Origin of the sequence: Herbiconiux sp. SALV-R1, assembly GCF_013113715.1 — a bacterium.
Classification (GTDB): Bacteria; Actinomycetota; Actinomycetes; order Actinomycetales; family Microbacteriaceae; genus Herbiconiux.
In genome coordinates, this window is record NZ_CP053344.1 from 577268 (window position 1) to 600229 (window position 22962).

General features: G+C 68.3%; 26 protein-coding genes. 12 read left to right on the plus strand and 14 right to left on the minus strand.

Annotated features, from left to right (window positions below):
• Positions 1-27: 27 nt before the first annotated feature.
• From HL652_RS02890 to HL652_RS02915, 6 genes are all read right to left on the minus strand, one after another.
• Positions 28-585 carry a PIN domain-containing protein gene (locus tag HL652_RS02890; protein WP_171703905.1) on the minus strand — a complete coding sequence of 186 codons (558 nt, stop codon included), beginning with the start codon at positions 583-585 and terminating at the stop codon, positions 28-30.
• Positions 582-1034: an excisionase family DNA-binding protein gene (locus HL652_RS02895; RefSeq protein ID WP_171703906.1), complete on the minus strand. Its 453-nt coding sequence runs from the start codon at positions 1032-1034 to the stop codon at positions 582-584. Before HL652_RS02895 ends, HL652_RS02890 begins: the two co-directional genes overlap by 4 nt.
• A 72-nt stretch (positions 1035-1106) precedes the next feature.
• Positions 1107-2174 (minus strand): DUF4238 domain-containing protein, encoded by a 1068-nt coding sequence (locus HL652_RS02900; RefSeq protein ID WP_171703907.1) that lies wholly within the window; start codon positions 2172-2174, stop codon positions 1107-1109.
• Positions 2171-2584 carry a putative quinol monooxygenase gene (locus tag HL652_RS02905; protein WP_171703908.1) on the minus strand — a complete coding sequence of 138 codons (414 nt, stop codon included), beginning with the start codon at positions 2582-2584 and terminating at the stop codon, positions 2171-2173. Before HL652_RS02905 ends, HL652_RS02900 begins: the two co-directional genes overlap by 4 nt.
• A complete protein-coding gene (locus HL652_RS02910; RefSeq protein ID WP_171703909.1) occupies positions 2581-3648 on the minus strand; it encodes a hypothetical protein in 1068 nt (355 codons plus the stop codon). Before HL652_RS02910 ends, HL652_RS02905 begins: the two co-directional genes overlap by 4 nt.
• Positions 3645-4007 carry a PadR family transcriptional regulator gene (locus HL652_RS02915; RefSeq protein ID WP_171703910.1) on the minus strand — a complete coding sequence of 121 codons (363 nt, stop codon included), beginning with the start codon at positions 4005-4007 and terminating at the stop codon, positions 3645-3647. The genes HL652_RS02910 and HL652_RS02915 overlap by 4 nt, the downstream gene beginning before the upstream one ends.
• Before the next feature lie 499 nt (positions 4008-4506).
• On the opposite strand from HL652_RS02915, the gene HL652_RS02920 reads away from it, so the two are divergent.
• Positions 4507-4746: a hypothetical protein gene (locus HL652_RS02920; RefSeq protein WP_171703911.1), complete on the plus strand. Its 240-nt coding sequence runs from the start codon at positions 4507-4509 to the stop codon at positions 4744-4746.
• Between the two features lie 24 nt (positions 4747-4770).
• On the opposite strand, the gene HL652_RS21455 is transcribed toward HL652_RS02920, so the two are convergent.
• Together HL652_RS21455 and HL652_RS02930 are read right to left on the minus strand one after the other, a co-directional pair.
• Complete coding sequence (locus tag HL652_RS21455; RefSeq protein ID WP_216603978.1) at positions 4771-5526, minus strand: hypothetical protein; 756 nt, start codon at positions 5524-5526, stop codon at positions 4771-4773.
• A 39-nt stretch (positions 5527-5565) separates the two neighbouring features.
• On the minus strand, positions 5566-6195 hold the full coding sequence (locus HL652_RS02930; protein ID WP_171703912.1) for a DNA polymerase beta superfamily protein: 630 nt from the start codon (positions 6193-6195) through the stop codon (positions 5566-5568).
• A 122-nt stretch (positions 6196-6317) separates the two neighbouring features.
• Between HL652_RS02930 and HL652_RS02935 the strand changes: the two genes are divergently transcribed.
• Positions 6318-7280 carry a GGDEF domain-containing protein gene (locus HL652_RS02935; protein WP_171703913.1) on the plus strand — a complete coding sequence of 321 codons (963 nt, stop codon included), beginning with the start codon at positions 6318-6320 and terminating at the stop codon, positions 7278-7280.
• A gap of 54 nt (positions 7281-7334) precedes the next feature.
• On the opposite strand, the gene HL652_RS02940 is transcribed toward HL652_RS02935, so the two are convergent.
• Positions 7335-8162: a BtpA/SgcQ family protein gene (locus HL652_RS02940; protein ID WP_171703914.1), complete on the minus strand. Its 828-nt coding sequence runs from the start codon at positions 8160-8162 to the stop codon at positions 7335-7337.
• A 153-nt stretch (positions 8163-8315) separates the two neighbouring features.
• On the opposite strand from HL652_RS02940, the gene HL652_RS02945 reads away from it, so the two are divergent.
• From HL652_RS02945 to HL652_RS02990, 10 genes are all read left to right on the plus strand, one after another.
• Positions 8316-9122, plus strand: coding sequence for a DeoR/GlpR family DNA-binding transcription regulator (locus HL652_RS02945; protein ID WP_171703915.1), 807 nt, complete (start codon positions 8316-8318; stop codon positions 9120-9122).
• Positions 9119-10603, plus strand: coding sequence for an FGGY-family carbohydrate kinase (locus HL652_RS02950; RefSeq protein WP_171703916.1), 1485 nt, complete (start codon positions 9119-9121; stop codon positions 10601-10603). Before HL652_RS02945 ends, HL652_RS02950 begins: the two co-directional genes overlap by 4 nt.
• Positions 10600-11370: an SDR family NAD(P)-dependent oxidoreductase gene (locus HL652_RS02955; RefSeq protein WP_171703917.1), complete on the plus strand. Its 771-nt coding sequence runs from the start codon at positions 10600-10602 to the stop codon at positions 11368-11370. The genes HL652_RS02950 and HL652_RS02955 overlap by 4 nt, the downstream gene beginning before the upstream one ends.
• A gap of 69 nt (positions 11371-11439) precedes the next feature.
• Complete coding sequence (locus HL652_RS02960; protein ID WP_171703918.1) at positions 11440-12750, plus strand: ABC transporter substrate-binding protein; 1311 nt, start codon at positions 11440-11442, stop codon at positions 12748-12750.
• 44 nt (positions 12751-12794) lie between these two features.
• Positions 12795-13646 (plus strand): carbohydrate ABC transporter permease, encoded by an 852-nt coding sequence (locus tag HL652_RS02965; protein WP_171703919.1) that lies wholly within the window; start codon positions 12795-12797, stop codon positions 13644-13646.
• Positions 13643-14458: a carbohydrate ABC transporter permease gene (locus HL652_RS02970; RefSeq protein WP_171703920.1), complete on the plus strand. Its 816-nt coding sequence runs from the start codon at positions 13643-13645 to the stop codon at positions 14456-14458. The genes HL652_RS02965 and HL652_RS02970 overlap by 4 nt, the downstream gene beginning before the upstream one ends.
• A gap of 15 nt (positions 14459-14473) precedes the next feature.
• Positions 14474-15538, plus strand: coding sequence for an ABC transporter ATP-binding protein (locus tag HL652_RS02975; RefSeq protein ID WP_171703921.1), 1065 nt, complete (start codon positions 14474-14476; stop codon positions 15536-15538).
• Positions 15535-16479 (plus strand): DMT family transporter, encoded by a 945-nt coding sequence (locus tag HL652_RS02980; protein WP_171703922.1) that lies wholly within the window; start codon positions 15535-15537, stop codon positions 16477-16479. The genes HL652_RS02975 and HL652_RS02980 overlap by 4 nt, the downstream gene beginning before the upstream one ends.
• A gap of 86 nt (positions 16480-16565) precedes the next feature.
• The gene (locus HL652_RS02985; RefSeq protein WP_171703923.1) at positions 16566-17849 is read left to right on the plus strand and encodes a DUF445 domain-containing protein; all 1284 of its coding nucleotides are present in this window, start codon (positions 16566-16568) and stop codon (positions 17847-17849) included.
• A 125-nt stretch (positions 17850-17974) separates the two neighbouring features.
• Complete coding sequence (locus HL652_RS02990) at positions 17975-19348, plus strand: alpha/beta fold hydrolase (RefSeq protein ID WP_171703924.1); 1374 nt, start codon at positions 17975-17977, stop codon at positions 19346-19348.
• A gap of 149 nt (positions 19349-19497) precedes the next feature.
• On the opposite strand, the gene HL652_RS02995 is transcribed toward HL652_RS02990, so the two are convergent.
• From HL652_RS02995 to HL652_RS03015, 5 genes are all read right to left on the minus strand, one after another.
• On the minus strand, positions 19498-20226 hold the full coding sequence (locus HL652_RS02995; protein ID WP_171703925.1) for an alpha/beta hydrolase family protein: 729 nt from the start codon (positions 20224-20226) through the stop codon (positions 19498-19500).
• Complete coding sequence (locus tag HL652_RS03000) at positions 20223-20699, minus strand: cupin domain-containing protein (protein ID WP_216603980.1); 477 nt, start codon at positions 20697-20699, stop codon at positions 20223-20225. Before HL652_RS03000 ends, HL652_RS02995 begins: the two co-directional genes overlap by 4 nt.
• A gap of 132 nt (positions 20700-20831) precedes the next feature.
• The gene (locus tag HL652_RS03005) at positions 20832-21626 is read right to left on the minus strand and encodes a shikimate dehydrogenase family protein (RefSeq protein ID WP_171703926.1); all 795 of its coding nucleotides are present in this window, start codon (positions 21624-21626) and stop codon (positions 20832-20834) included.
• Between the two features lie 6 nt (positions 21627-21632).
• Positions 21633-22142 carry a VOC family protein gene (locus HL652_RS03010; protein ID WP_171703927.1) on the minus strand — a complete coding sequence of 170 codons (510 nt, stop codon included), beginning with the start codon at positions 22140-22142 and terminating at the stop codon, positions 21633-21635.
• A 65-nt stretch (positions 22143-22207) separates the two neighbouring features.
• Positions 22208-22960 (minus strand): SDR family NAD(P)-dependent oxidoreductase, encoded by a 753-nt coding sequence (locus HL652_RS03015; protein ID WP_171703928.1) that lies wholly within the window; start codon positions 22958-22960, stop codon positions 22208-22210.
• Positions 22961-22962 lie beyond the last annotated feature (2 nt).

The window sequence follows — 22962 nt, forward strand, 5'->3', positions numbered from 1 at the left end:
CTTCCACGGCCGCAGCTGCGAGAGACCTCAAAAGGCCGAATGCACACGCTCCGCCAGCAACGGAAGATCGGTCGCGTGCAGCCGAGCGACGATGTCCGTGATGGTCAGTCGAGGTCTACTGTTCGCCGCCATGATCCTTCTCACGGTGTCGACAATTGCTACGGAATCGTCGTCAAATAGTCTGGTCAGGAAGATGTCCGGATGCTGCGCCGTCAGGCCGTACTGAGCTAGGTCTTCCGTAGGAAAGTCCTTGAGGTTCGAGGTGACGATCACGCTCGCGCGCGTGTGGATCGCCGCAGCGAGCACATGCCGGTCGTCAGGATCGGGCAGTTCGAGCTCGTCGATCAGATACTCGAAGTCGGTCACTCGGGCGTCGCGAACGGCGTCGTTCATGAGCGCCCTAGTTCTGTTCATCGCGTCGACGTTGAGGTCTGCCCTGTTCGCGCGCAGGTTCCGGAATGTCTCGTCGAGAATCTGCTCAGTCCAGCGGGCCCGAACAGCACCGTACACGGACACGCGGACGAGGATGTCACGGAGGAGCGAAGGGTAGAGAACGTTCGCGTCATAGACGGCGACGATCGTCACCGGTCGAAGCCCATGTCCTCACTCAGCCGCACCAGCTCGTCAGCTGCAGCATGTGCGCGCGCGTCATCACGAGCTTTGAATGTAAGGAGTGAATCCGTCTTCACTCGACGATGGCTACCTACCATCCGATAGTTGATTTCGCCACTCTCCAAGAGCTTGATCAAGTACGGGCGCGACACGTTGAGGACCTCCGCCGCCTGCACGGTCGTCAACTCATCGTCACGGGACATCACGCTCACTTGGTGACCAGCCGCGAGGTTCTCGAGAGCCGAGATGACCACATCGGTCATTTCGGCGGGAATCTCGAGCGGCGAGTCCTCGCCCGCAATGGTCAGTTTGAACACGTTCGATCCCGGCGCCGCATTCGTTGCACGGCGCACCCGATCAAGCACTCGCCGCGCGACGTACTCCGGGCTCTCGTCGGGGAGGTGGTTGGCAGCGATCGACATAAACCCATCATCGCGCGTCAAGTGCAATAAGTGAAGCCGAGTTCGATGGCCTCCAGCGCCTGTGAGCTGGGATCAGGTGTCTATTCTCGATCGGAGCAGCTTCCATTGTTCGGGATCGATGTCTGTGCTGAACCTGTCATCGGGATGCTCGTAGATCGATTTGGTTGCGTTGGCAGCTTGCAGCATATGTTGCTGTTCGATCTGGGCCTTCGAGAGATGAATGATTTGGTCTGGATTTGCGCGCAACAATGCCGGAGGCAGTTTTCGCGTGAGGATCAGAAGGTTTCGGTTGAAGGGTGTCCAGGACCACCGTGACTTCAGATAGTCGAGGCTGCAGATCTGGAACGGGACACCGTCCGACTCGTCGACTGTGCTCGTCGTGAGCACGATGGGGCTATCGGCGACGAAGAAAGACGGTTCCTTTGCGATTCCAAGGAACCATTGCTGCTCAAAGAGATGTCTTGCGAGTGGGTTCAGGTGATCCCGCAGCAGCTCGTAGTACTCGTTCGCTGGAATCGGGTTGGACTTCGTGGAGATGCCGAAGCGCCTCGCCAAGCGGTCAAGGTCACCAGGATCGCCGGTGACAGTTCCGCGTTCCAAAAGGTCAGAAAAGTGGATGTGTCGGTCCGACGAGTCGAGACCAGCGCGAATCGCACGTTCGGCGGCAAGACGGAACAGGGGCGCGCGAAGAAACTGCTGGGATAGCCAGTGAGAGAGGACGACTCGCGAATCTCCGTCGAGTGGCCACGCCCCGGCGGGATCGCGAATCACGCGAGCCGTGATCTTCGCAGCCTTGTCCTCCGTAGTAGCGAACATCTTCTCGACTAGAGGGCTCGAACCGTTCCATCCCTCAATGACGTAGAGGTCACGAACAACCGTGGCGCTCTTGACGTGTGCGCGCACTCGGCGAACCGTGTCGCCCCCAAGGTCAACACGTGTGATCCGGCCGTCTGTCGCAGCGAAATGGCGGAGGTAAAACTTTGAGATGACGTGGTGACCTCGAGGCGTTGGCATCTTGTTATCGTCCTCCGCGCCACTGACACATTCCAGGCCCGGGAACCCTTCCGACGAGCATGTCGCAGCAGCCTCCGACGTTCGCGATACCAGCGGGCTAGTACGTGCTCGGTACTGCAGCATCATCGCGCAACGCGCCGCACCTCGTAGTGCCGCCCGACTGCGGCGGTGTTTCGCCCCCACGAACTCGCGCCTACCCGCGCCTGGTGCGCGGCGAACGCGTCCTCGCTCGCGAACCGCTCCTCGACGGCCCACACGAGCGGGTCGTCCGTCGCGGTGACCTCGAACGAGAGACATCCGGGCTCGGCCCGGGTGAGCTCGATGTGCTCCGGCAGGAGTGCGGCGACGATACCAGCGTCGGCGGCATCGCGGCACACGAGCTTCCCGGTGAGCAAGACCTCTACCTCACCCCCGGTCGCGCCGCGATCGACGGCCTCCACGCCTAGATCGCCACGCGACCGCTCAGGATCGGCACGCGCGAGGGCCTCGGTGACCAGATACGTGACGTCGACAGAGATCACCCGTGGGCTGGTCATGGCGCAGCATCCGGCACCGCGCTCGGCGCAGGCTCCCCGACAGGCGGGGGAGTAGGAGTGGGGGTCGGCGCAGCTGTGGGAGAAGGCGTGGGCACCGCAGGCTCGGGCACCGCGTTGGTGGTGCGGAACGGTGGCGTCGCCGGCTGCGCGTCGCGCGCATCCACGTCGCCCATGTCGCCGAGGGGTGCCTCCCTCAGCGGGTAGACGTTCCAGATGTACCCGCGCGAGCTGCTCGCATAGGGCACCGGCACGGTGGTGCCGCCGGCGCCGTCGTCGAACTCCTCGTAGACCAGGGCTGACCCGATGGTCACCAGCGGGTCTCCGTCTTGATCGAACAACTGGATATTGGTGACGGGGTTGCCCTCGGCGTCGTATCCGAAGATGTTCGTGACGCGCTCGCCGTCGAACCACAGCTCTGTCGGATCGGGATAGGCGACGTCGTACGACGACCCGTCGTTCGCCCTGGCCTGGCCGACTGTCCACCCCATGACGAACGGAAGGGCCACGATCGCGACGACGGACACCACCGTCCGCAGAACCCGCAGGAACGACCCGGGCGCCCACCGCCCGCGCCCCCACTGCACGCTCAGCGCGATGCAGGCGAACAGCAGCACCCACATGATGAGGTCCGATGGCACCAACGCGCTCCGGCCCAGCAGCACGACGGTGAGCAGCTGGTACACGACCCACCCGCGCAGCACCCACCACACCGGCCGCAGGGCGAGAGCGAAGTCGACCAGGTGTGAGCCGAGGCGGGTCGAGCGGGTGATGCGCCGAGTCGTCGCTTCGAGCTCATCGAGTCTCTGCCGCATCCGTCGTCGCAGCGGCACGGTCGAACTGGCACGGGGAGGAAGGCCAGCGGATGCGCGCAACTCCTCCGCATACGAGGCAGGGTCGTCGAGATGTAGATCGCCCTGCTCGTCGGAGGCCTGTTCGGAGAGGTCGGCTTCGAGCCCGTCGGTGAGGTCGTCGATGTCTTCCAGCGGGAGGTCGTAGAGGTGGCGCCGTACGGCGGCGGCGAAGTCCGTGATTGACTTGTCGAGGGTGGCCGTTGGTTCGCTCACTTGTTCTCTCCGATCGTGCGAAGCGCGGTCTTCTTCGGTGGTGTCTCGGCCAGCAGGGCCGACATGGCGCCGGCGAAGTCCGTCCAGGTGCTGCGCTGGCGGGCGAGCATGTCGCGACCCTCGCTGTTGATGGCGTAGTACTTGCGGTGCGGGCCCCCCTCGGACGGCACCACGTAGCTTGACAGCGTGCCCGCGGCGTAGAGCCGGCGCAGCGTTCCGTAGACCGACGCGTCACCCACGTCGCCCAGGCCCGCGTCGCGCAGGCGCCGCACGATGTCGTATCCGTACCCGTCGTCGTGCTGCACGACGGCCAGCACGGCCACGTCGAGCACACCCTTGAGTAGTTGCGTCGTATCCACTGCACCTCCACTGTGTCGAGAGACCCGGTACCACGGGATGCGCAGTAGTTCGCAATGGGGAGGTTAACTGCTCCCGGGTCGAGTAGCCTGCGGTGCCCCTTCCGCTCCTACCACCATCGGAGGATGGTGGAATTACCTGAGAAATATTCAGGGACACCAATCTGGAAGGACAATCATGAAACTCCTTACAGCATGCGCAAGCGCCGTACTCCTCGCGGCTGCGCTAGCGGGGGTCGCATCCAGCCCGCAAGGCAGTCACGAGGCGCAGTCGAGCTATGACGGTGACGACCCCGCCGTGCTCCAGCTCATCGCAGAGCGGACCGCGGAAGGTGCAGAGATCATCTCGACGAGCACCGCGACCTACGGGCCGGTCGACGATGGTTCCACCTCATCCGCGTTGCCTTCGGGATGCGAGCTCGTGGTCCTCATCACGAAGAGCAATCGGCTTATCAACGGCGATTCGATCACCTCGTGTCAGACCCCATTCTCAAATGGCTACATGGGTTCAGCGCTGGCGCACTACAACCCCGACTGGAACATCTGGGACGTCACGGTCGACAACGATTCCACCAACCCCTCGGTCGGCACCATCATGAGTACCTACCTGGCCTACAACTGCAAGAACGGCAACGCGAGCAACTACCGCAACGAAACGTCGGGGAACCTCTCGCTCGCGGGCACCAGCTACATCGCTACCGCGTACGACATCTTCGACGAGAACGTCGCCTGCGGCACCTGATCCGCGCGCGTCAGGGTGGCGAGCTTAACTCTGCGGCTCGCCGCCCCGAGCCATTTCCAGAAATCGCCCAAGCCCGCCTCGCGGGTCACCAAAGCCTTCGCAGGCGGCACGAACCGCCGCCACGACATCGAACGACGCATCCTCCGCAGCGATCTCGAGCCCCGACTCGCCGTAAGCTCGCCACTCTGCATGCGGAAGCTCCGCCGCTACCTTGTTCCCGAGGAAGATGGCGGCTGAGCGCTGCAGCCCGTCACGCGAACTGCAGATGGATGACGCGTAACTCAAGATGAACGCGAGAGTGTCTTCCGCAGACATCCGCAGCGCATTCTCCTCGCCGACCAACTCGACGAAGGCTTCATACCCTTGCGCGTGCCGCACCGTGATCTGAGCCTCACCAGGGGCGTATGCATCGACCCCGCGCGGTATGGACGAGGGAAGAGGGTGGGCGGTATCAGCGAACAGTTCCCTCGTGAAGTGCCGGGCCGCCAGGGGCTCGCCAGCATTTGGGTTCTCGCCGACCAGCCGAATGAGCCCGCCCGTGCGAGGCGTCTCAATCGATTCAACCGCGTCGACCTCAACTTTTACGAAGAGCTCAAACCGCCTCCCGCCCCGATGTGCCTCGACCCACTCCAGTGCTTCCCTCACATCACGGACGTCAGTCAGCACGAAAGCCTCGAGGCTCCAATCGCTCGACCGCGCCTGCTGCCAGAAGTTCACTCGATAGTTCGGAGCATTGTTTTGCGACGCTGGTTCTGCGTGAACGGTCCCGGATGCGCGCATGTCGTCAAACGTACAGGCGAGAGGTGACGATTCCTAGGGTTATGAATAGCAGTCATCCCTAACGTAGGTGTGGGCGCGAAGTGGGTGCGCCGGGTCTACGCCGAATGCGCGCGCAGCCAATGAGCGTCGAACCACGCCCCGCAGTCCGCTTCGATGGTGCAGATCGGCGATTCGGCCAGGCACTCGTTGCATCGAGCGTGCCATCCGTCTGGCTCCTGCCAGGTGTGCGGGCGGCCGTATGCAACCCAGTCGGGCGACCACTTCACTGCAGAAGCAGAGTCCACCCGGGACGTCACTGCGCTTGCCAGCGTGGCGATCGCTCGTTCCGAGATGCGCCTCGCGCGAGACGAACGCATCCCGGATGCCCCTCAGCACCTCCCAGTGCTTGGTGCTCTTGAGGGGCTCGAGGAACAGCAGGAGCAGCACGGTGGGGTTGCCGACGGCGGCGAGCCGGGCCCACTTGCGCAGGGGGTAGCGCGTGGTGTCAGTGTCTTCGTGGGTCGATCGAGCGCCGGCGGCCGCGGTCGAGGATGCGTGGGTGTCGATGGTCTCGATGCCGAGCACGTACTCGGGGTCTTCGATGAAGACGCTCATGAGGTCGTGGTCGGAGTCGGCGGTGGCGACGCCGATGGCGCGGGAGCCGTACTCGGCGGTGACGATGGTTTGCATGGCTCCACCTCCTGGGTCGCGAACGCAAGAAAGCACACCAGCATACGGTGAGGCGCCACGGCGGCTCGCCTAGACTTCGAGACACTGACGGGTGCGTTCGAGTGCGTTCGGGTGGGGGAGCGATGGGACGTTGGGGGGCATGGCTCGCCCGGCGGCGGATTCCGCCGTTCGCGTGGGTCACCGCGGCCGCGGGAGTCGTCATCGCGGCCAGCGGCCTGCTCGACGCCATCACCTCGACCGACAACCCCCTCGGCAGCGGATGGACGTGGTTCTGGATCGCGGTCACCCTCGTGCTCGCCGCCACCCCGATCGCCTTCGGTGCCCTGTTCGTGCGCTGGCTCGGACTCGTCGGCGCCAGCGTGTTCTTCGTGGTCACTTCGGTGCAGATGGCGGTGTCGACGGCGCCCGTCGCATCCGTCAACAACATCGTGCTTTACCCGATGTTCGCGTGCTACCTGGGCTGGTTCTACCGCCGGTGGGTCGCTCGGGCGGTGACCGCGACGGGGTTCGCGCTCTCGTTGACGGCGGTGATCATCAACCCGCTGGATGCGCTGCTGCTGACCTGGTTCAACATCCTGCTGGCGTCGGTGTTCTGCCTCGAAGCCGCCGGGTACCTGCGCAGCAGGCTCGACCGCGAGATCACGACCGACCCGCTCACGGGTCTTCTCAACCGGTCGGGGCTGGATGCACGCATCGACCTGGAGCTCACCAGAGCGTCCCGCACGGGGCAGTCGGTCGCCGTGGTGATCGTCGATCTGGACGACTTCAAGCGCGTCAACGACGAGCGGGGTCATGCCGAAGGCGACCGCCGCCTGGTGGAGTTCGCGGCGGCTCTCCGCCAGACCACCCGGCCGTACGATCTCGTCGCGCGGATCGGCGGAGACGAGTTCCTCCTGGTGCTGCCCGCGACCGCCGAGCGCGAGGCTCTCGACGTGATCGAGCGGTTGCGCGCAGCGATTCCAGAGGGGTGGTCGTTCGGCATCGCCGTCGCCGAGCCCGACGACTCGGCGCACACCATCCGCGAGCGCGCCGACCGGCGCCTCTACGCGCTGAAGGCAGCCCGCAAGCAGGACCCCGCGCGCTGACGTGGCGCGCTGCAACGGCACCGCGCCACGTCGGGCACCGCCCTGCGCCGCCGGCTACTCCGTCCGCGCGAACCCGGCGCGCGCATCGCGCGCAGCGCCCATGAGCTCGTGCACGCGGGCGAGGTCGACGCGGTTCTCGAAGACGCCGTCTTTCTTGAAGAAGGTGCCGATGATGGCGCCGTCAGCGATGGCGAGCTGGTCGCCCACGTTGTGGGCGCGAACGCCGGTGTTGACGAAGACGGGCACGGTGCCGGCGGCGGCCTTGACGGTCGCGAGCGCCTGGGTGTCGGTGGGGGCGCCCGCGGTGAGGCCCGAGACGCAGATGGCGTCGGGGAGGGTGGCGAACACGGTGGTTTCGGTGATCGAGGTGAGGTCGCGGTCGGCGAGGTACTTGGCCGATTCGGGAACGATGTTGAAGAACAGCTTCACGCCGGCGCCGCCGATGCGCGCGCGGTGGCGGGCGACCTCGCCCACGTTGGTGTTCCAGAGGCCGAAGTCGCTGGCGTAGACGCCTGTGAAAATTTCACGCACCCACTGGGCCCCGGTGGCGACGGCCAGGTCGATCGACGCGCGGCCGTCCCACAGCACATTCACGCCGTAGGGGATGGTGATGTCATCGAGCAGCTCGCCGATGATGCGCGCCATGCTGATGGCCGTGATCGGCTCGGTCTTCGTGAGGTAGGGGAGGCTGAACTCGTTCGAGATCATCACGCCGTCGACCCCGCCCTCCTGCAGGTCTGCGAGCTCGCCCCGCGCGCGGTCGACGACGGCACGGATGCCCGCGGCACTGTCGAAGCCGGGGTCGCCGGGCAGGGCCGACAGGTGCAGCATCGCGATGACGGGTTTCGTCGTGGGGAAGACAGATCCGAGCCAGTCGCTCATAGCGGGGCCTTTCGTTCAAGAGTGCGTGCGTCGCACTGGACGCGACGAGGTACGTGTCATATATTCACATACATTGGATCGAAATGATGCGAATTTACATGTTTGAAACAGTCATCGTGTGAATCAGTAACAAACATTGGTTTTGATGAAGCTATGGCAGCTAAGACCCGCAGGGCATTGATCGAACAGCGCGTGCTGGCCGAGGGTGAGATCGACTTCGCCACGCTCGCCGAGGAGTTCAAGGTCTCCGAGATGACGATCCGTCGTGACGTCGAAGCGCTCGAGGCCTCGGGCATCGTGCGCCGGGTGGTGGGCGGCGCCATCCTCTCCAGCGGCAAGGCGGCCGAGCCCTCGTTCGAGACCCGCGCGGCCGAGGCCGCCGAGGGCAAGATGCACATCGCCGAGGCGGCGGTGGAGCTGCTGCACCCGCGCGAGACGGTCATCCTCGACAGCGGCAGCTCGGTGCTCGCCGTCGCGAAGGCCATCAAGGGCCGCGGTCTCGGTCTCACCGTCGTCACCCCCAGCATCCTGGTCGCCGTCGAGCTCGCCGACGAACCCGACACCGTCGTGCTGCTGGCCGGCGGCCGCGTACGCCCCGGGGAGCTCAGCCTCATCGGCTCGGAGACGGAGGAGATCTTCTCCCGCTACAACTGCGACACCTACGTGATGGGCATCGCCGGCGTCGACCCCTCCCGCGGTGTCTCCGAATACCACCGCGAGGAGGGCAGCGTGAAGCGTGCGGCGGTGAAGGCGGCAGACCGGGTGATCGTCGTCGCCGACGAGACCAAGCTCGGTCGCGTGCAGCTCGTCAGCGTGTCGCCCCTCAGCTCGGTGACGGCGATCGTCACCGACGGCCCCTCCGACCACCCCGCGCTCGTCGGGGCTCGCTCCCTCGGGGTCGAGGTGGTGTGCGTACCCGGCCCGCACGGCTCGACGCTCGAGCAGGGGGCGACCGCATGACCCGCCACACCCTCGGCATCGACATCGGCACCACCGGCACCAAGACCATCCTGCTCGACGTTCAGGGCGGCATCGTCGCCCAGGCCTCCCGCGAAGCCACCCTGTTCAGCCCGCACGCCGGCCACGCCGAGGCCGATCCGCGTCAGTGGCTCGACAACGTCGTCGACTCCATCCGTGAGATCCTCGCCGTCTCGGGGGTCGCCGCCGACTCCATCGGCGCCATCGCGACCTCGGGCATGGTGCCCGCCGTGGTGCTCGTCGACGACGGGCTCCAGCCCATCGGCCGGGCCCTGCTGCAGAACGACGCGCGGGCGAACGACCAGATCGAGACCCTCGCCGAGCAGCTCGCCGACCTCGACCTGGTGACGCTCACCGGCGCGGCCCTCACCCAGCAGTCGGTGGCCCCCACCATCGCCTGGTTCCACGAGCACCGGCCGAGCGACCTCGCCGAGGCACGCCACATCGTCGGCTCGTACGACTGGGTGCTCATGGCGCTCGGCGCGGAGCCCCACGTCGAGCAGAACTGGGCCCTGGAATCGGGCCTGTTCACCATCGCGGGGGAGCGGGTGGCGCGTGTTCTCGACGCCGCAGGCCTCGACCCGGCCCTGCTCCCGCCCGTGCTCGCCCCCGGCACCCGGGCCGGGTCGCTCAGCGCCGAACTCGCCGAGCGCACGGGGCTGAACCCCGGCACCGCCCTCGTCGTCGGCGGCGCAGACCACGTGCTCTCGGCCTTCGCTGCCGGGGTGGAGAAGCCCGGCGACTGGCTGGTGAAGCTCGGCGGCGCCGGCGACATCCTGGTGGCCAGCGACGCGCCCGTGGTCGACGAGCGTCTCTACCTCGACGCGCACCCGGTGCCGGGCCGATGGCTGCCCAACGGATGCATGGCCACGAGCGGGAGCCTCATCCGCTGGTACCAGGGGCTGATCGGCGGAGAGCCCCTCGTCGACCTCGATCTCGCAGCGACCGACAGCCGGCCCGCCGAGGTGCTGTGCCTTCCCTACTTCCTCGGCGAGAAGAGCCCCATCCACGACCCCGACCTGCGTGGCACCTTCGCCGGACTCCACCTCGGCCACACCAAGGCCGACCTGTACCGCTCCGTGCTCGAGGCCATCGCGTTCGGCTTCCGGCACCACGTCGAGGTGTTCCGCGACATGGGCATCGACCTCGGCCGGGTCTCGATCACCAACGGCGGCAGCAAGTCGACGCTGTGGAAGCAGATTCACTCCGAGGTGCTCGGCACCGAGATGTTCCCGGTCGTCGACCACCCCGGTGCCTCCCTCGGCGCGGCGCTCATCGCCGCCGTCGGCATCGGAGCCCTCGACGACTGGAGCGAGACCTCCCGTTTCATCACCCTGGGGGCGCCCGTCGTCCCCGACCCGCAGAAGGTCGCGGTCTACGACCGCGCCTACCAGGAATGGCGGGAACTGGGAGCGGCAGTCGCTCCCATCTCGCACTCGATCGCAAGGAGAACCCGAGCATGAAAACCGTCGTCGTCACCGGGGCAGGATCCGGTATCGGCCGCACGATCGCGGCGACCCTCGCCGAGCGGGGCTGGCAGGTCGTGGTGTCCGACATCAACGGCGAGGCCGCGGCCACCGCCGCTGCCGCGCTCGACACGAGCGCCGGCCAGCAGCACGAGTCGGCGGTGCTCAACGTGAGCGACCCCGAGGCGGCTGCCCGGGTCGCCGACGACGTCGCCGACCGTCTCGGCCTCGACGCCTGGGTGAGCAACGCGGGAATCTCCTTCATGCAGCGCTTTCTCGAGATGCCGATCGAGAAGTACGACAAGACCCTCGAGATCAACCTCAAGGGCGTCTTCGTCTGCGGCCAGGCCGCCGCCCGCGCCATGGTGCGCACCGGCCGCCGCGGCGCCATCGTCAACACCGCCTCCATGGCCGGCAAGCAGGGCAAGGTGCCGTTCCTCGCCGACTACGTCGCGTCGAAGTTCGGCGTGGTGGGTCTCACCCAGGCGATGGCCTTCGAGCTCGCCGAGCACGGCATCCGTGTCAACAGCATCTGCCCCGGATACGTCGCCACGCCGATGCAGGAGCGCGAACTCGCCTGGGAGGCCGGCCTCCGCGGCACCGACCCGGAAGCGGTCAAGCAGCTCTGGATCGACGACACCCCCCTCGGCCGGCTCGAAGAGCCCGAAGACGTCGCCCGCGTCGTGGCTTTCCTCCTCGGCGACGACGCCGCCTTCATGACCGGAGAGGCGCTCGCCATCAACGGCGGCGCCTTCATGGACTGACCCGCGCGCCCCACCCAGCCGCGCCCCACCCACCCCTCCACCCAGCTCACCCATCAGCAAAGGACCCTCATGTCACTCAGAAAGAAGTCCGGTCGTTTCGCCGCCGGCGTGGCCCTGGCCGGAGCCATCGCGCTCACGGCGACTGCCTGCGCAGGCTCCGGCGGTCCCGCCGAGGTCACCTCCTCCGGCCTTGGAAACATCCCGGAAGACACCAGCGGCACGGTGCGCATCCTGATGGAGAACGTGCCCGACACCGACATCGTGAAAGACCTCGTGTCGGAGTTCAACACCGTCTACCCCGACATCACCGTCGACATCGAGTCGCTCACCTTCGACCAGATGCGCGACAAGCTCGTCTCGTCGTTCCAGTCGCCCGACCCGGCCTACGACCTCATCGTCGCCGACAACCCGTGGATGGTCGACTTCGCCCAGGCCGGATTCCTCGAGCCGCTCGACCAGCGCATCGACTCGACCACCGACTACGACGCGGCCGACTTCTTCACGCCGCTGACCGACATCACCACGGTCGACGACGTGCGCTACGGCGTGCCGTTCTACAACTACGCCCTGGGCTACCTCTACAACACCGCCGACTACGAAGCCGCGGGTCTCCAGGTGCCGACGACGCTCGACGAGCTGGTCTCCGACGTCACGGCGCTGAAGACCGCCGACCGGGCGGGCATCGCCATGCAGCCCCAGCGCGGCTACAAGATCTTCGAGGAGTGGGCCAACTGGCTGTTCGCCGCCGGCGGGTCGATCTACGACGACGAGGGCAACATCACCCTCGACACCCCCGAGGCCAAGGCGGCGCTCGAGGCCTACATCGACGCCTACCAGAACGCCGCACCGGCGAACAGCCTCAACTGGGCCTTCGACGAGGCATTCCGCTCGGTCTCGAGCGGTGAAGCCGCGTCGATGATCAGCTACAACTGGAACCTGCCGGCCCTCAACGACCCGGCCGGAGCATCCGGAGACCTCGCGGGTCAGTTCAAGCTGGCGCCGATGCCCGGTGGCAAGCAGGTGCTCGGCGCCTGGAGCTGGGCCATTCCGAGCAACTCGGGTGCGCCCGACGCCGCTTGGGCGTTCGCGTCGTGGATCACCTCGAAGGCCGTCGACGTCGAGCGCGTGAGCGCGGGCGGCGCGGCGATCCGCGAGAGCACGCTGGAAGACCCGGCGGTGCTCGAAGACGGGTTCGGAGCCGACTACTACGAGGCCGTCAAGCAGATTCTGTCGGATGCTGCACCGCTCAGCCAGGGAGCAGGCGGCGAGGAGATGATCCAAGCCGTCGGTACCGAGCTGAACGAGGCCGTCGCAGGCACGAAGAGCATCGACGACGCGCTGCGCGACGCCCAGTCGGCCGCCGAGAAGACTCAGGGCTGAGGCATGGGAACCCGGCGATCGGCGATGCGGAAGGGCTCCGAGACGTGAGATTCAAGTACGGGATGCTCGCACCCCTCGTGGCCGTGTTCATCGCGGTCGTCGGGTTCCCCCTGCTCTACGCGCTGTACCTCAGCTTCACCGACTACAAGCTCACCGACCGCGGGGCGCCCGATCTGGTGGGGTTCGAGAACTACCTCTCGACCTTCACCAACCCGGCGTTCTGGGAGGCGTTCGGCGTCACCGCCGTGTACGTCGTGGTGGCCGTCGGACTGGAGCTCGTGATCGGGCTGGCCATCGCGCTGTCGCTGCAGAAGCAGAAGTGGGCGCGCGACGTCACCCGGTCGATGCTGCTGGCACCGATGTTCATCACGCCGATCGCGGTCGGCCTCACCTTCCGCTTCCTGCTCAACGACCAGATCGGGGCGATCCCCGAGCTGCTGAGGGGCATCGGCATCAGCTACGACTTCTTCGGCCCCGGCCGGGCGCTGTTCACCCTCGCCTTCATCGACGTGTGGCAGTGGACGCCGTTCATGGTGCTGCTGCTCCTCGCCGGCCTCGAGTCGATCCCGAAGCAGCCGCTCGAGGCGGCCCGGGTCGACGGGGGCAGCCCGTGGTACATCTTCCGCCGCATCGTGCTGCCGCTGCTCGCCCCGGTGCTCGTCGTCGCCATCCTGCTGCGGGCGCTCGACGCGCTCAAGGTGTTCGAGTACGTCTACGCGACGACCCGCGGCGGGCCCGGCACCGAGACCCAGACCATCCAGTACTTCACCTATCAGACCGGCATCCAGTTCTTCCGTCTGGGTGAGGCGTCGTCGATGGCGTTCGTGGTGCTGGCCGTCGTGCTGACGGTGATCGTCATCGCCTTCCGCCGACTCGAGAGGAACAAGCGCGCATGAGACGAGTGAGTGCACTCGCGGTCGCGAGGATCGCGCTGCTGTGGGCGGCGGCGATCTTCGTGCTCTTCCCCCTGATCTGGATCGCCCTGGCGAGCTTCAAGACCCCGGGGCAGCTGAACGACCCCAATCTCGTGCTGTTCTCGCCTACCTTCGAGAGCTGGCAGAACGTGCTGTCGTCGGGCATCCTCGACGCCGCCGGCCGCAGCGCCATCGTGGGGCTGACGACCGTGGCGATCAGCGTCGTCGTGGGCAGCATGGGCGCCTACGTCATCGCGAAGTACCGCGCCGGCGGCACCGCCACCCGGTTCGGGATGCTCGCGGCGCAGGTTCTGCCGCCGGCGGTTCTGGTGTTCCCGTTCCTCACCATGGCCTACGCGCTGCGGCTCAACGACACCCTGGTGCCGGTGATCTTCGCGCACCTCAGCTTCGTGCTGCCCGTGGTCACCTGGTTCCTCATCGGCTTCTTCGAGGCGGTGCCGCGGTCGCTCGAGGAGCAGGCGCGGGTCGACGGGTTCAGCCGGTTCGGCGCCTTCTGGCGCGTCGTGCTCCCTCAGGTGCTGCCGGGCATCGGGGCGGCCGCCATCTTCGGCTTCACGCTGTCGTGGAACGACATGTTCTACGGGCTCATCCTCGCCCCCGGGAAGGCGGCGATCCTCCCGGTCGCCATCGCCGGCTTCAACACCTTCCGGGGTGTGCAGCTCGGGTCGATGAGCGCGGCGATCCTCATCGCGGTGATCCCCGTGGTCATCGCCAGTTTCTTCATCCAGCGCAAGCTCGTGCAGGGCATCAGCGGTGGCGCGGTCAAGTCTTAGGTCTGGTGGAATCTCATGGCAACAGTCACATTCTCGAACGTCAACAAGAGCTACGGTCAGACGCAGATCGTCGAGAACCTCAACCTCGAGCTGCCCGACGGGTCGCTGACCGTTCTGGTCGGCCCCTCCGGGTGCGGCAAGTCGACATCGCTCCGGATGCTCGCCGGGCTCGAACCCATCACCTCCGGTGAGATCGTCATCGGCGACAAGACGGTGACGAAGCTCGAACCCAAAGACCGCGACGTCGCGATGGTCTTCCAGAACTATGCGTTGTATCCGCACCTGACGGTGCGCGAGAACATCGCCTTCCCGCTGCGGGCCACGAAGGAGCCGCGAGCCGCCGCGCGCAAGCGCGCCGACGAGGTGGCGGAGTCGCTCGGCCTCACCCACCTGCTCGACCGCAAGCCGAAAGACCTCTCCGGCGGCCAGCAGCAGCGCGTGGCGATCGGGCGGGCGATCATCCGTCAGCCCTCCGTCTTCCTGTTCGACGAGCCCCTCAGCAACCTGGATGCGAAACTGCGCGTCGAGACCCGCACCGAGCTGCTGCAGATTCAGCGGCGGCTCGGCATTACCTCGCTCTACGTCACCCACGACCAGGAGGAGGCCATGACCCTCTCCGACCGCATGGTCGTGATGAGGGAGGGCAAGATCGCCCAGCAGGGCACTCCGCTCGAGGTCTACGGCAAACCGGCGAACACCTTCGTCGCGGCGTTCGTGGGCAGTCCGAAGATGAACCTCATCGACGGGGAGCTCGTGCGCGGGGAATTCGTGGCCCCCAACGGACTGCGCTTCGAGCTCGGTACCGACAGCCCCGACGGGGCGGTGACGCTGGGCGTGCGGCCTGACGATCTCCTGGTGGAGACCGTCGCCGGGTCGGGCAGCCGTGTCTCGGTCGGGCTGGTGGAGTTGCTCGGGCCGCGCGCGATCGTCTCGCTCGACGCCGCCGGCATCGCCCTCACGAGCGTCGTGGAGGCGTCGAACCTCGCCGGCGTGAGCGAGTCGTCGGCGGTTTCGTTGCGGGTGCGGCCCGGGAGCTGGCATCTGTTCGACCGTGTCTCCGGGGAGCGCCTGCCCGAGTGACCGTGAGTTCGGGTCGACCGCGCGGGCGCGGGCGCGGTGGCTTCTGGGTGCTCGCGGCCGCGACGGTCTGGGGCACCTCCGGTGCCGCAGCGGCGCTCGTGCCCCAGGTGAGTGCGCTGGTGGTCGGCGCTCTCACCCTCGCGGTGTCGGGCATCGTGCTCTGCGCGGTGATGTTCCGGAGGATCGGGGCGGTGTTCCGAGCATCCGGAGCCGGGCCTCTGCTCGCGGTCGCGGCCGGGTGCCTCGGCGTCTACATCCTCGCCTTCTTCTCCGGGATGGCCCTCGCGGGCGTGGCCGTCGGCACGGTGATCGCGATCGTCTCCGCTCCCATCGTGGTGGGCGCGATCGAGGCCGTCACCGCCTCGGCGCTGCCCGGTCGGAGATGGTCGGTGGCCGCCGCGCTGACGTTGGCCGGCGGGGTGCTGCTCGTGACGGGGCGGCAGTCTTCGGTCGGGTCTCCGGTCGACCCGGGTCAGCTCGCGATCGGCTCGGCGGTCGCCGTGCTGGCCGGGATCGCCTACGCGGGATTCACGATCGCCACGTCGCGCCTCATCCTCCCGTCGCCCCGCCGCCCCGAGGGTCTCGCCGATGGCCCGGTGATCGGCGCCGTGCAGGGGCTGACCGTGATCCCTCTGGCGGTGGTCGCCCTTGTGGTGGGAGTGCCGGGCGTGACCGAGGTCGCTGCCTGGAGCGTGCTGCTGTACATCGGGCTCGTGCCGACGGCCGTCGGCTACCTCCTGTATGCGCGGGGCCTACGGCACGTCTCGGCATCGACCGCGTCGCTCCTCACCCTGTTCGAGCCCGTCGTGGCGACGCTGCTCGGCGTGTTCCTGATCGGTGAGGTGCTCTCGTCGGTCGGCTGGGTGGGGCTGGGGCTGGCGATGGCGGGGCTCGCTGCGGCGACCGTGACCGCCGGGGCGGTGGGTGTGGCCGACCGCTGACGCTGCGTGCCGACCGGAGGTCGCGGACGTACGGTGGGACTCCACAGCTTCTCGGGCGACCGGGGACCGACGACCACGGGACCACCATGACCATCACCACCCCCGACACCCTGCTCACCGACGCCGACCTCCAACGCCGGGCGGCACTGCGCCGCATGAAGGTGCTCGCCACCGCGCTCCTCGTCGTCGCGGCGGTCGTGTTCGCCGTGGCGTTCGGGTTGCAAGACCAGTACCCCTGGCTGGGCTACGTGCGCGCCGCCGCCGAAGGGGCGATGGTGGGGGCGCTCGCCGACTGGTTCGCGGTGACGGCGTTGTTCCGGCATCCGCTGGGGTTGCGCATCCCGCACACGGCGATCATCCCGAACCGCAAAGACGAGATCGGCGTGAGCCTCGGCGAGTTCGTGGAGCAGAACTTCCTCTCCGACGAGGTGGTGCGCAGCAAGCTCGCCACCTTCAGCATCGCCGACCGCCTCGGGACCTGGCTCGCCGACCCGAAGAACGCCGAGCGGGCGAGCGCCGAGGGCGCGGTGGTGGCGCAGGGCGTGCTGCGGTTCTTGAGCGACGCCGACGTCGAGCGGCTCATCGAGCGGCTCGCGCGCACGCACCTGTTCGACCGCGAGTGGGCGCCCACGATCGGGCGCGTCGGTGCTGAGCTGGTGGCCGCCGGGCAGCAGCGGGCGGTCGTGGATGCGCTGGTCGAGGCGACGGAGACGTGGCTGACCGAGCATCCGGATGCCCTCGGCGAAGTCGTCTCCACCCGCCTGCCGCGGTGGGTGCCCGGTTTCGCGAAGGGGCTCGCCGACGAGCGGGCGCACAAGGAGCTGATCGGGGTGCTGCGGGCTGTGCGCGACGACCCCGAGCATCCGTTGCGGGTCGCGATCGACGGGTACCTCGTCGACCTCACCGAGCGGTTGCAGCACGATCCAGCGATGGCGGAGCGGGTCGAGGAGATCAAGGCGTCGCTGCTCGAGAGCGAGCGGATGCGCACCTTCGCCGGGCGCGTCTGGGAGGCCGTGAAGGCGACGCTGACGTCGGCGCTCGCCGACCCCGCGAGCGAGCTGCGGGTGGGGGCGGCGTCGGCGCTGGTCGACGTGGGGGTGCGGCTCTCGGCCGACCGGGCGTTGTCGGCCAAGATCGATGCCTGGATCGCCGACGCCGCTGGGTACGCGGTGCAGAAGTACCGGCACGACCTCGCGTCGGTGATCAGTGAGACGGTGCAGCGGTGGGATGCGCGGGAGACCACCCAGAAGATCGAGCTGCAGGTGGGGCGAGACCTGCAGTTCATCCGCATCAACGGCACCGTCGTCGGGGCGATCGCGGGCCTCGCGATCTACGCGATCGCGACGGGGGTGCATGCGGTGGTGGGGTGAGCCGGCCGCGGCGGGTGGCCTGTAGCGGACGTGTCCGGATGCGGGCCTTGCTTCGGGTGGATGGGCGTCGTGACACTGGGGGGCATGGATGAGCTGAACCGCGGCGCGGGCGCCGCGCGCGCCCGATGACTGCCGGGCTCGGGGACTGCCTCGCCGACACGGGGTCGGGGGCCCTTCCGCTGCTCCTGGTCGCCGTGCTCCTGCTCGGCGGCGGGGTTGCGGCGACGGCGGTGCTCAGGCGTGTGCTCGTGCGCCGGGGTCGCGCAGGGCGCGGTGCGGGGAGGCCGGGGGTCGGGGTGCTCGGGCTCGTCGTGGCGGTCGGGCTGACCGCATCCGTTCTCGCTCTCGGCGGGCCCACCTCGAGCGCGATGGCGGCGGGGCCGTGCGAGGCGCAGCCGACGGCGACCCCGACCGCCCCGGTACCGGATGCGCGGGTGGGGTCAGACCAGGAGGTCACCTTCGAGAGCGCGGGCGTCACCGTTCACGGAAGCTATCGGAGGCCGGTCGACCCGGGCGGGAGCATCCCGGCCGCCGTCATCGTGGTGGGGACAGGCAACGTGGATCGGAACGGCAACGGGGTGGGGATCGAGTCGGAGCTGTACCGCTGGATCGCCGACCGGTTGAGCGAACAGGGGGTCGCATCCTTCCGCTACGACAAACTCGGGGTCGGTGCGACCGGGCTGGGGGCCTATGCCTCAGACCCGGATGTGCTCGCCACCATCGGGTACGACACGCTGCGGGTGCAGCCGGCGCGGGATGCGCTGTCGTTCTTGGCGGCGCAACCCGGGATCGACGCGAGCCGGCTCATAGTCGTGGGGCACAGCGAGGGTGGGGCGATCGCGCTCGACCTCGACGCGCATCCGGGTGACGGGCCGGTGCCGGCGGGACTCGTGCTCTTCGAGCCGAGCTACGCGCGGCTGTTCGACGTGGTGATCGCGCAGATGACCTCGCAGCTCGACGCCGCGGTCGCTGCGGGTGACGTCACGGCTTCGGATGCGCAGGTGCTGAAGGCGTGGGCTGCGGCGGGCGTCGAGGAACTGCGGTCGGGTGCGCCGCCGTACGCCGCTCCCGGCCCGCCGCCGCTGCCCGAGGCGACGGGCTTCACCGCGGTCACGCAATCGGCGGTGCAGCTCGCGTTCTACGAGTTCGAGCCCGTCGCGATGCTGCAGTCGAAGTCGTACCGCTCGCAGTACGGGAAGGATGCCGACGAGGTCTACTCACCCGGCCTCTCTCCCGGGGTCACGGTTCCGACCCTCATCACCTGCGGCACCCGCGACGTGCAGACGCCGTGCGGCGACGGCACGCCGGGGTCGGGGGTCGTGGCAATCGCTGACGGCTTCGCGCCGGGCGTCGCCCGGTTCGTGGAGCTCCCCGGCACGGTGCACCTCCTCCGCGACATCGGCGACGCCGACGTCCCCGACGTCGAGGCGCAGCTCGCCTACCCCTTCTCCGCGGTAGCCGAGCAGGCGTTCGTCGAGTACCTGCAGCGGTTCGAGTGAGGCGTCGCAGAACCCCGTCCGCGTTCCCCGGTGACTGGTTCGAAAACGCAAACCTCGCCGCATCCTTCCTCGTAGGAGGCTCGGATGCCGCGACGTTTGCTTTTCTGAACGCGCCTGGGCCCGCTCCCGCCCGGCCGGTTCGAGCTGGGCTACCGGTTCGCCCGTTCGTCGAGCCAGTCGTGAACTGCGGGCCAGTGGGGGGCGTCGGGGGAGATGGCGTCGAGGTGGGGGAGGGAGGGCAACTCGAGGAGGGTGACGTCGGCGGCCGCGGCGCGGGCGGCGGACACGTAGGCGTGGGTGTGGGAGAGGGGGACGCGGGTGTCGTCGGTGCCGTGGACGATGAGGGTGGGTGCGCGCGGGGGTGCCTGGGCGAGGGGGGAGGCCGAGGCGTAGGTGTCGGGGGCCTCTTCGGGGGAGGCACCGAAGAACTCGGCGACGGCGCCGTCGCCGATGCCCTCGCGGTAGCCGCGGATGAGGTCGGTCACCGGGGCCAGGGCCACCACGGCGTCGCCGGGCTCGCCGGCGAGGAGGGCGAGTTGGCCGCCGACCGAGTGGCCCACGAGGGCGAGGCAGCGGGACGGCAGGGCGCGCGAACGCACCGCCGCTAGCGCCGAGGCGAGGTCGTCGCGCATCTCGGGCCAGGTGCCGGGGCCGCGGCGGTATTCGAGGTTGGCGACCGTCCAGCCCCGGGCGGTGAAGGAGGGCACGAGCGGATGCATGAGCGACGCGGTGAAGCGCTCGCGCCAGTAGCCGCCGTGCAGCAGCACGACCGTGCCGCGGGGCCCGGCAGGAGCATCCGGAGCCGCCGACCACCACTCGGTGTGCTGGTCGGGGTGGGGTCCGTACGGCTCGATGCGCGGCAGAGCGGCCCCCGTCATGCCCCCTCGACCGTGCCGGGGGCGAGGAAGTCGACGCCGTTCGCGGCCGACAGACGCACGACCTCGTCGGGGTCGGTGACGTTGTGGAGGAGGCTGAACAGGTTCGCCAGCTTGCCGCCGGGGCTGACCCAGAACAGCGACTTCGCATCCGATTCCTGCTTGTTGTAGTACGCGTGCGGGATGTTGCGCGGCATCTGCACGAGGTCGCCGGGGCCGGCGGTGGTCCACTGGCCGTCGAGGTAGAGGGTGTAGACGCCCTCGAAGACGTAGATGAACTCGTCTTGGGTGGGGTGCACGTGCGGCGGAACGCCGGTGCCGGCGGGGTCATAGGAGAGCCAGGCGTAGGTGCTCGCGCTCTCGATCTTCGTCGTGTAGGTGTGGCCGAGCACGTTCCAGACGCGGCCGTTGAACGCCTCGTCGGCGCGGACGATGCCGGCGGGCAGGTCGCCCAGGATGATCTCTTCGGTGCTCAACGTCGTGCTCCTTCGGTCGCGGGTGTGGTGCCAGTGTGCCCGAGGGGGGAGGGGTTTGACCAGGGCGCGCAGGCGGGCGCGGGCAGCACGGCCGGGAGCACGACACGGATGCGCGCGACGGCCCCGCGCCCCTTACGCAGCGAGGTAGTCGGCGATGAGGCCGATCTGACCGGTGAGCATGTTGAAGCCGTCGTGGGTTCGGGCACCGCTGGAGGCGGCTGCGGCGAGGAACGGGGTGAGGTCGGCGCTCATCACGACGTCGGCCGCCAGGGCACCCGCCGGGAAGAGCTCGGGCGGCAATGGCGAGGTGTCGGAGGGCGACATGCCGGTCGAGGTGGCGTTGACGATGAGCTCCGCGTCGGCGACGCGCGAGAGGCCCGTGCCGATATCGGCTGACGGGAACGCCGATCGCAGGCGTTCCGCGAGCGCACGAGCCCGCGAAGGGGTGCGGTTGCTCACGTCGAGGCGCTCGACGCCGGCGCCGAGCAGCGCCACAGCCACGGCGCTCGCCGCACCGCCCGCACCGAGCACCAGGGCGCGCCGCTCGTTGGGCTCGAAACCCCGTGCCCGCAGGCCCGCCACGAATCCGAGCCCATCGAAGGTCTCGCCCACCAGGCGACCCGTCGGAGTGCGCCGCACCACGTTCACCGCCCCGACGATCGCCGCGTTCGGCCCGAGCTCATCGCAGAGCTCGATCACCGACTGCTTGTGGGGCACCGTGATGACCGCGCCGCTGACGCTCTCGTTCGACCGCATCCCGGCGACGAAGTCGGAGAGTCCGTCGGCCGGAACATGCGCGGGCAGAGTGATGAGGTCGAGCCCGCGGGTCTCCCAGACGGTGTTGAGCACCTGAGGTGTGCGCAGCTGGCGCACCGGGTCGGCGACGACGAAGCAGAGGCGGGTCGCGCCGGTGATCTCCTGTGACATGGGGGTTCAGACCCTTTCGGTCGGTCGGCGCCGGGACGGCACCTCGATGAGTTCGGTGATGGCGCCGAGCAGGTTCTCGGTGTCGAAGTAGGCGTAGCCGCCGTCGCCGTCCTGGCCCGTGGCGGAGCCCGTCTGAATGGGCTCGAAGCCCTCGGCCTGCATCGCGACGGTGGTGTCGGCGATCGAGTCGACGTAGAAGCCGAAGTGGTGCATGCCGTAGCCGTGGCGCTCGATCCACTCGGTGTAGATGTTCGGCCCGTCGAGGCTCTCGACCAGCTCGATCTGGGGCCCGGCGCCGACGAACGCCAGGCGCATCCGGTAGCTGCTCGGCTCGCCGCGGTAGGTGAGGTGGTCGACGCTGCCGGGGCCGTAGGTGAAGATCGACCAGTCGTCGCGGCCGAGCAGCAGGCTGTACTGGGCGAGGGCGGCCTTGAGGTCGGGAACGAGCAGGCCGATCTGCTTCACTTCGAGCGACTGCAGCGGCCGTGGCAGCACGGCGGGGGAGGGAGGAGTCATGGCGAGGCGCCTTTCGCAGCGGATGAACGGGGCGGCGGATGAAGGGGTGAGCGGATGAACGGGGTTCAGTAGAGCGTGTTGCCGCCGGAGACGTTGACGGTCGCCCCTGACACGAACGAGGCGCGAGCCGAGCAGAGGTACACGGTGGTGTCCGCGATCTCTTCGGGCAACCCGAAGCGTCCGAGCGGCGTGGCCGCCTCCATCTCGGCACGGCGCTCCGCCGTGAGACCGAGGCGCATCATTCCGGTGTCGATGAGTCCGGGCGCGACGCAGTTGACGGTGATGCCGGCCGGCCCGTACTCCTTCGCGAGGCTGCGCGCCATGGTCGTCACCGCGCCCTTCGACGTGGCGTAGGGGAGTCGGGTGGGCATGCCGCCCGACAACCACGACCCCGACGACATGATGAGGATGCGCCCTGCGACGTTCTCGGCGCGCATCCATTCGGCCGCCGCGCGGGTGAGGAAGAAGGTGGCGCGCACGTTCACGTTCATGTGCCTGTCCCACTGCTCCTCGTCGACCTCGGGCACCGGGATGGTCTCGAGCACGCCCGCCAGGTGGGCGACCACGTCGATACGCCCACGCGAGCGCAGCACCCGCGCCACCACGGCTTCGGCGGAGTCCTGGCCCGTCAGCGTCGCCGCGAGCGCGAGGTGGCCGCCACCCGGCAGCTCGGCCACGAGCGTGTCGAGCGCCGCCGCGTCGCGATCGACGGCGACGACCGTGGCACCCTCCTCGGCGAAGCGCTGGGCGGTGTGGCGCCCGATGCCGCCGGCCGCGCCGGTGAGTACGACGACCTTCCCGGCGAGTCCGAGGTCCATGG

Bases quoted from the DNA above. Each gene is read 5' to 3' on its own strand.
- HL652_RS02895 (WP_171703906.1), bottom strand. From the start codon at position 1,034: ATGTCGATCGCTGCCAACCACCTCCCCGACGAGAGCCCGGAGTACGTC.
- HL652_RS02900 (WP_171703907.1), bottom strand. From the start codon at position 2,174: ATGATGCTGCAGTACCGAGCACGTACTAGCCCGCTGGTATCGCGAACG.
- HL652_RS02905 (WP_171703908.1), bottom strand. From the start codon at position 2,584: ATGACCAGCCCACGGGTGATCTCTGTCGACGTCACGTATCTGGTCACC.
- HL652_RS02920 (WP_171703911.1), top strand. From the start codon at position 4,507: ATGGGTTCAGCGCTGGCGCACTACAACCCCGACTGGAACATCTGGGAC.
- HL652_RS21455 (WP_216603978.1), bottom strand. From the start codon at position 5,526: ATGCGCGCATCCGGGACCGTTCACGCAGAACCAGCGTCGCAAAACAAT.
- HL652_RS02930 (WP_171703912.1), bottom strand. From the start codon at position 6,195: ATGCAAACCATCGTCACCGCCGAGTACGGCTCCCGCGCCATCGGCGTC.
- HL652_RS02935 (WP_171703913.1), top strand. From the start codon at position 6,318: ATGGGACGTTGGGGGGCATGGCTCGCCCGGCGGCGGATTCCGCCGTTC.
- HL652_RS02940 (WP_171703914.1), bottom strand. From the start codon at position 8,162: ATGAGCGACTGGCTCGGATCTGTCTTCCCCACGACGAAACCCGTCATC.
- HL652_RS02945 (WP_171703915.1), top strand. From the start codon at position 8,316: ATGGCAGCTAAGACCCGCAGGGCATTGATCGAACAGCGCGTGCTGGCC.
- HL652_RS02950 (WP_171703916.1), top strand. From the start codon at position 9,119: ATGACCCGCCACACCCTCGGCATCGACATCGGCACCACCGGCACCAAG.
- HL652_RS02955 (WP_171703917.1), top strand. From the start codon at position 10,600: ATGAAAACCGTCGTCGTCACCGGGGCAGGATCCGGTATCGGCCGCACG.
- HL652_RS02960 (WP_171703918.1), top strand. From the start codon at position 11,440: ATGTCACTCAGAAAGAAGTCCGGTCGTTTCGCCGCCGGCGTGGCCCTG.
- HL652_RS02970 (WP_171703920.1), top strand. From the start codon at position 13,643: ATGAGACGAGTGAGTGCACTCGCGGTCGCGAGGATCGCGCTGCTGTGG.
- HL652_RS02975 (WP_171703921.1), top strand. From the start codon at position 14,474: ATGGCAACAGTCACATTCTCGAACGTCAACAAGAGCTACGGTCAGACG.
- HL652_RS02985 (WP_171703923.1), top strand. From the start codon at position 16,566: ATGACCATCACCACCCCCGACACCCTGCTCACCGACGCCGACCTCCAA.
- HL652_RS02990 (WP_171703924.1), top strand. From the start codon at position 17,975: ATGACTGCCGGGCTCGGGGACTGCCTCGCCGACACGGGGTCGGGGGCC.
- HL652_RS02995 (WP_171703925.1), bottom strand. From the start codon at position 20,226: ATGACGGGGGCCGCTCTGCCGCGCATCGAGCCGTACGGACCCCACCCC.
- HL652_RS03005 (WP_171703926.1), bottom strand. From the start codon at position 21,626: ATGTCACAGGAGATCACCGGCGCGACCCGCCTCTGCTTCGTCGTCGCC.
- HL652_RS03010 (WP_171703927.1), bottom strand. From the start codon at position 22,142: ATGACTCCTCCCTCCCCCGCCGTGCTGCCACGGCCGCTGCAGTCGCTC.
- HL652_RS03015 (WP_171703928.1), bottom strand. From the start codon at position 22,960: ATGGACCTCGGACTCGCCGGGAAGGTCGTCGTACTCACCGGCGCGGCC.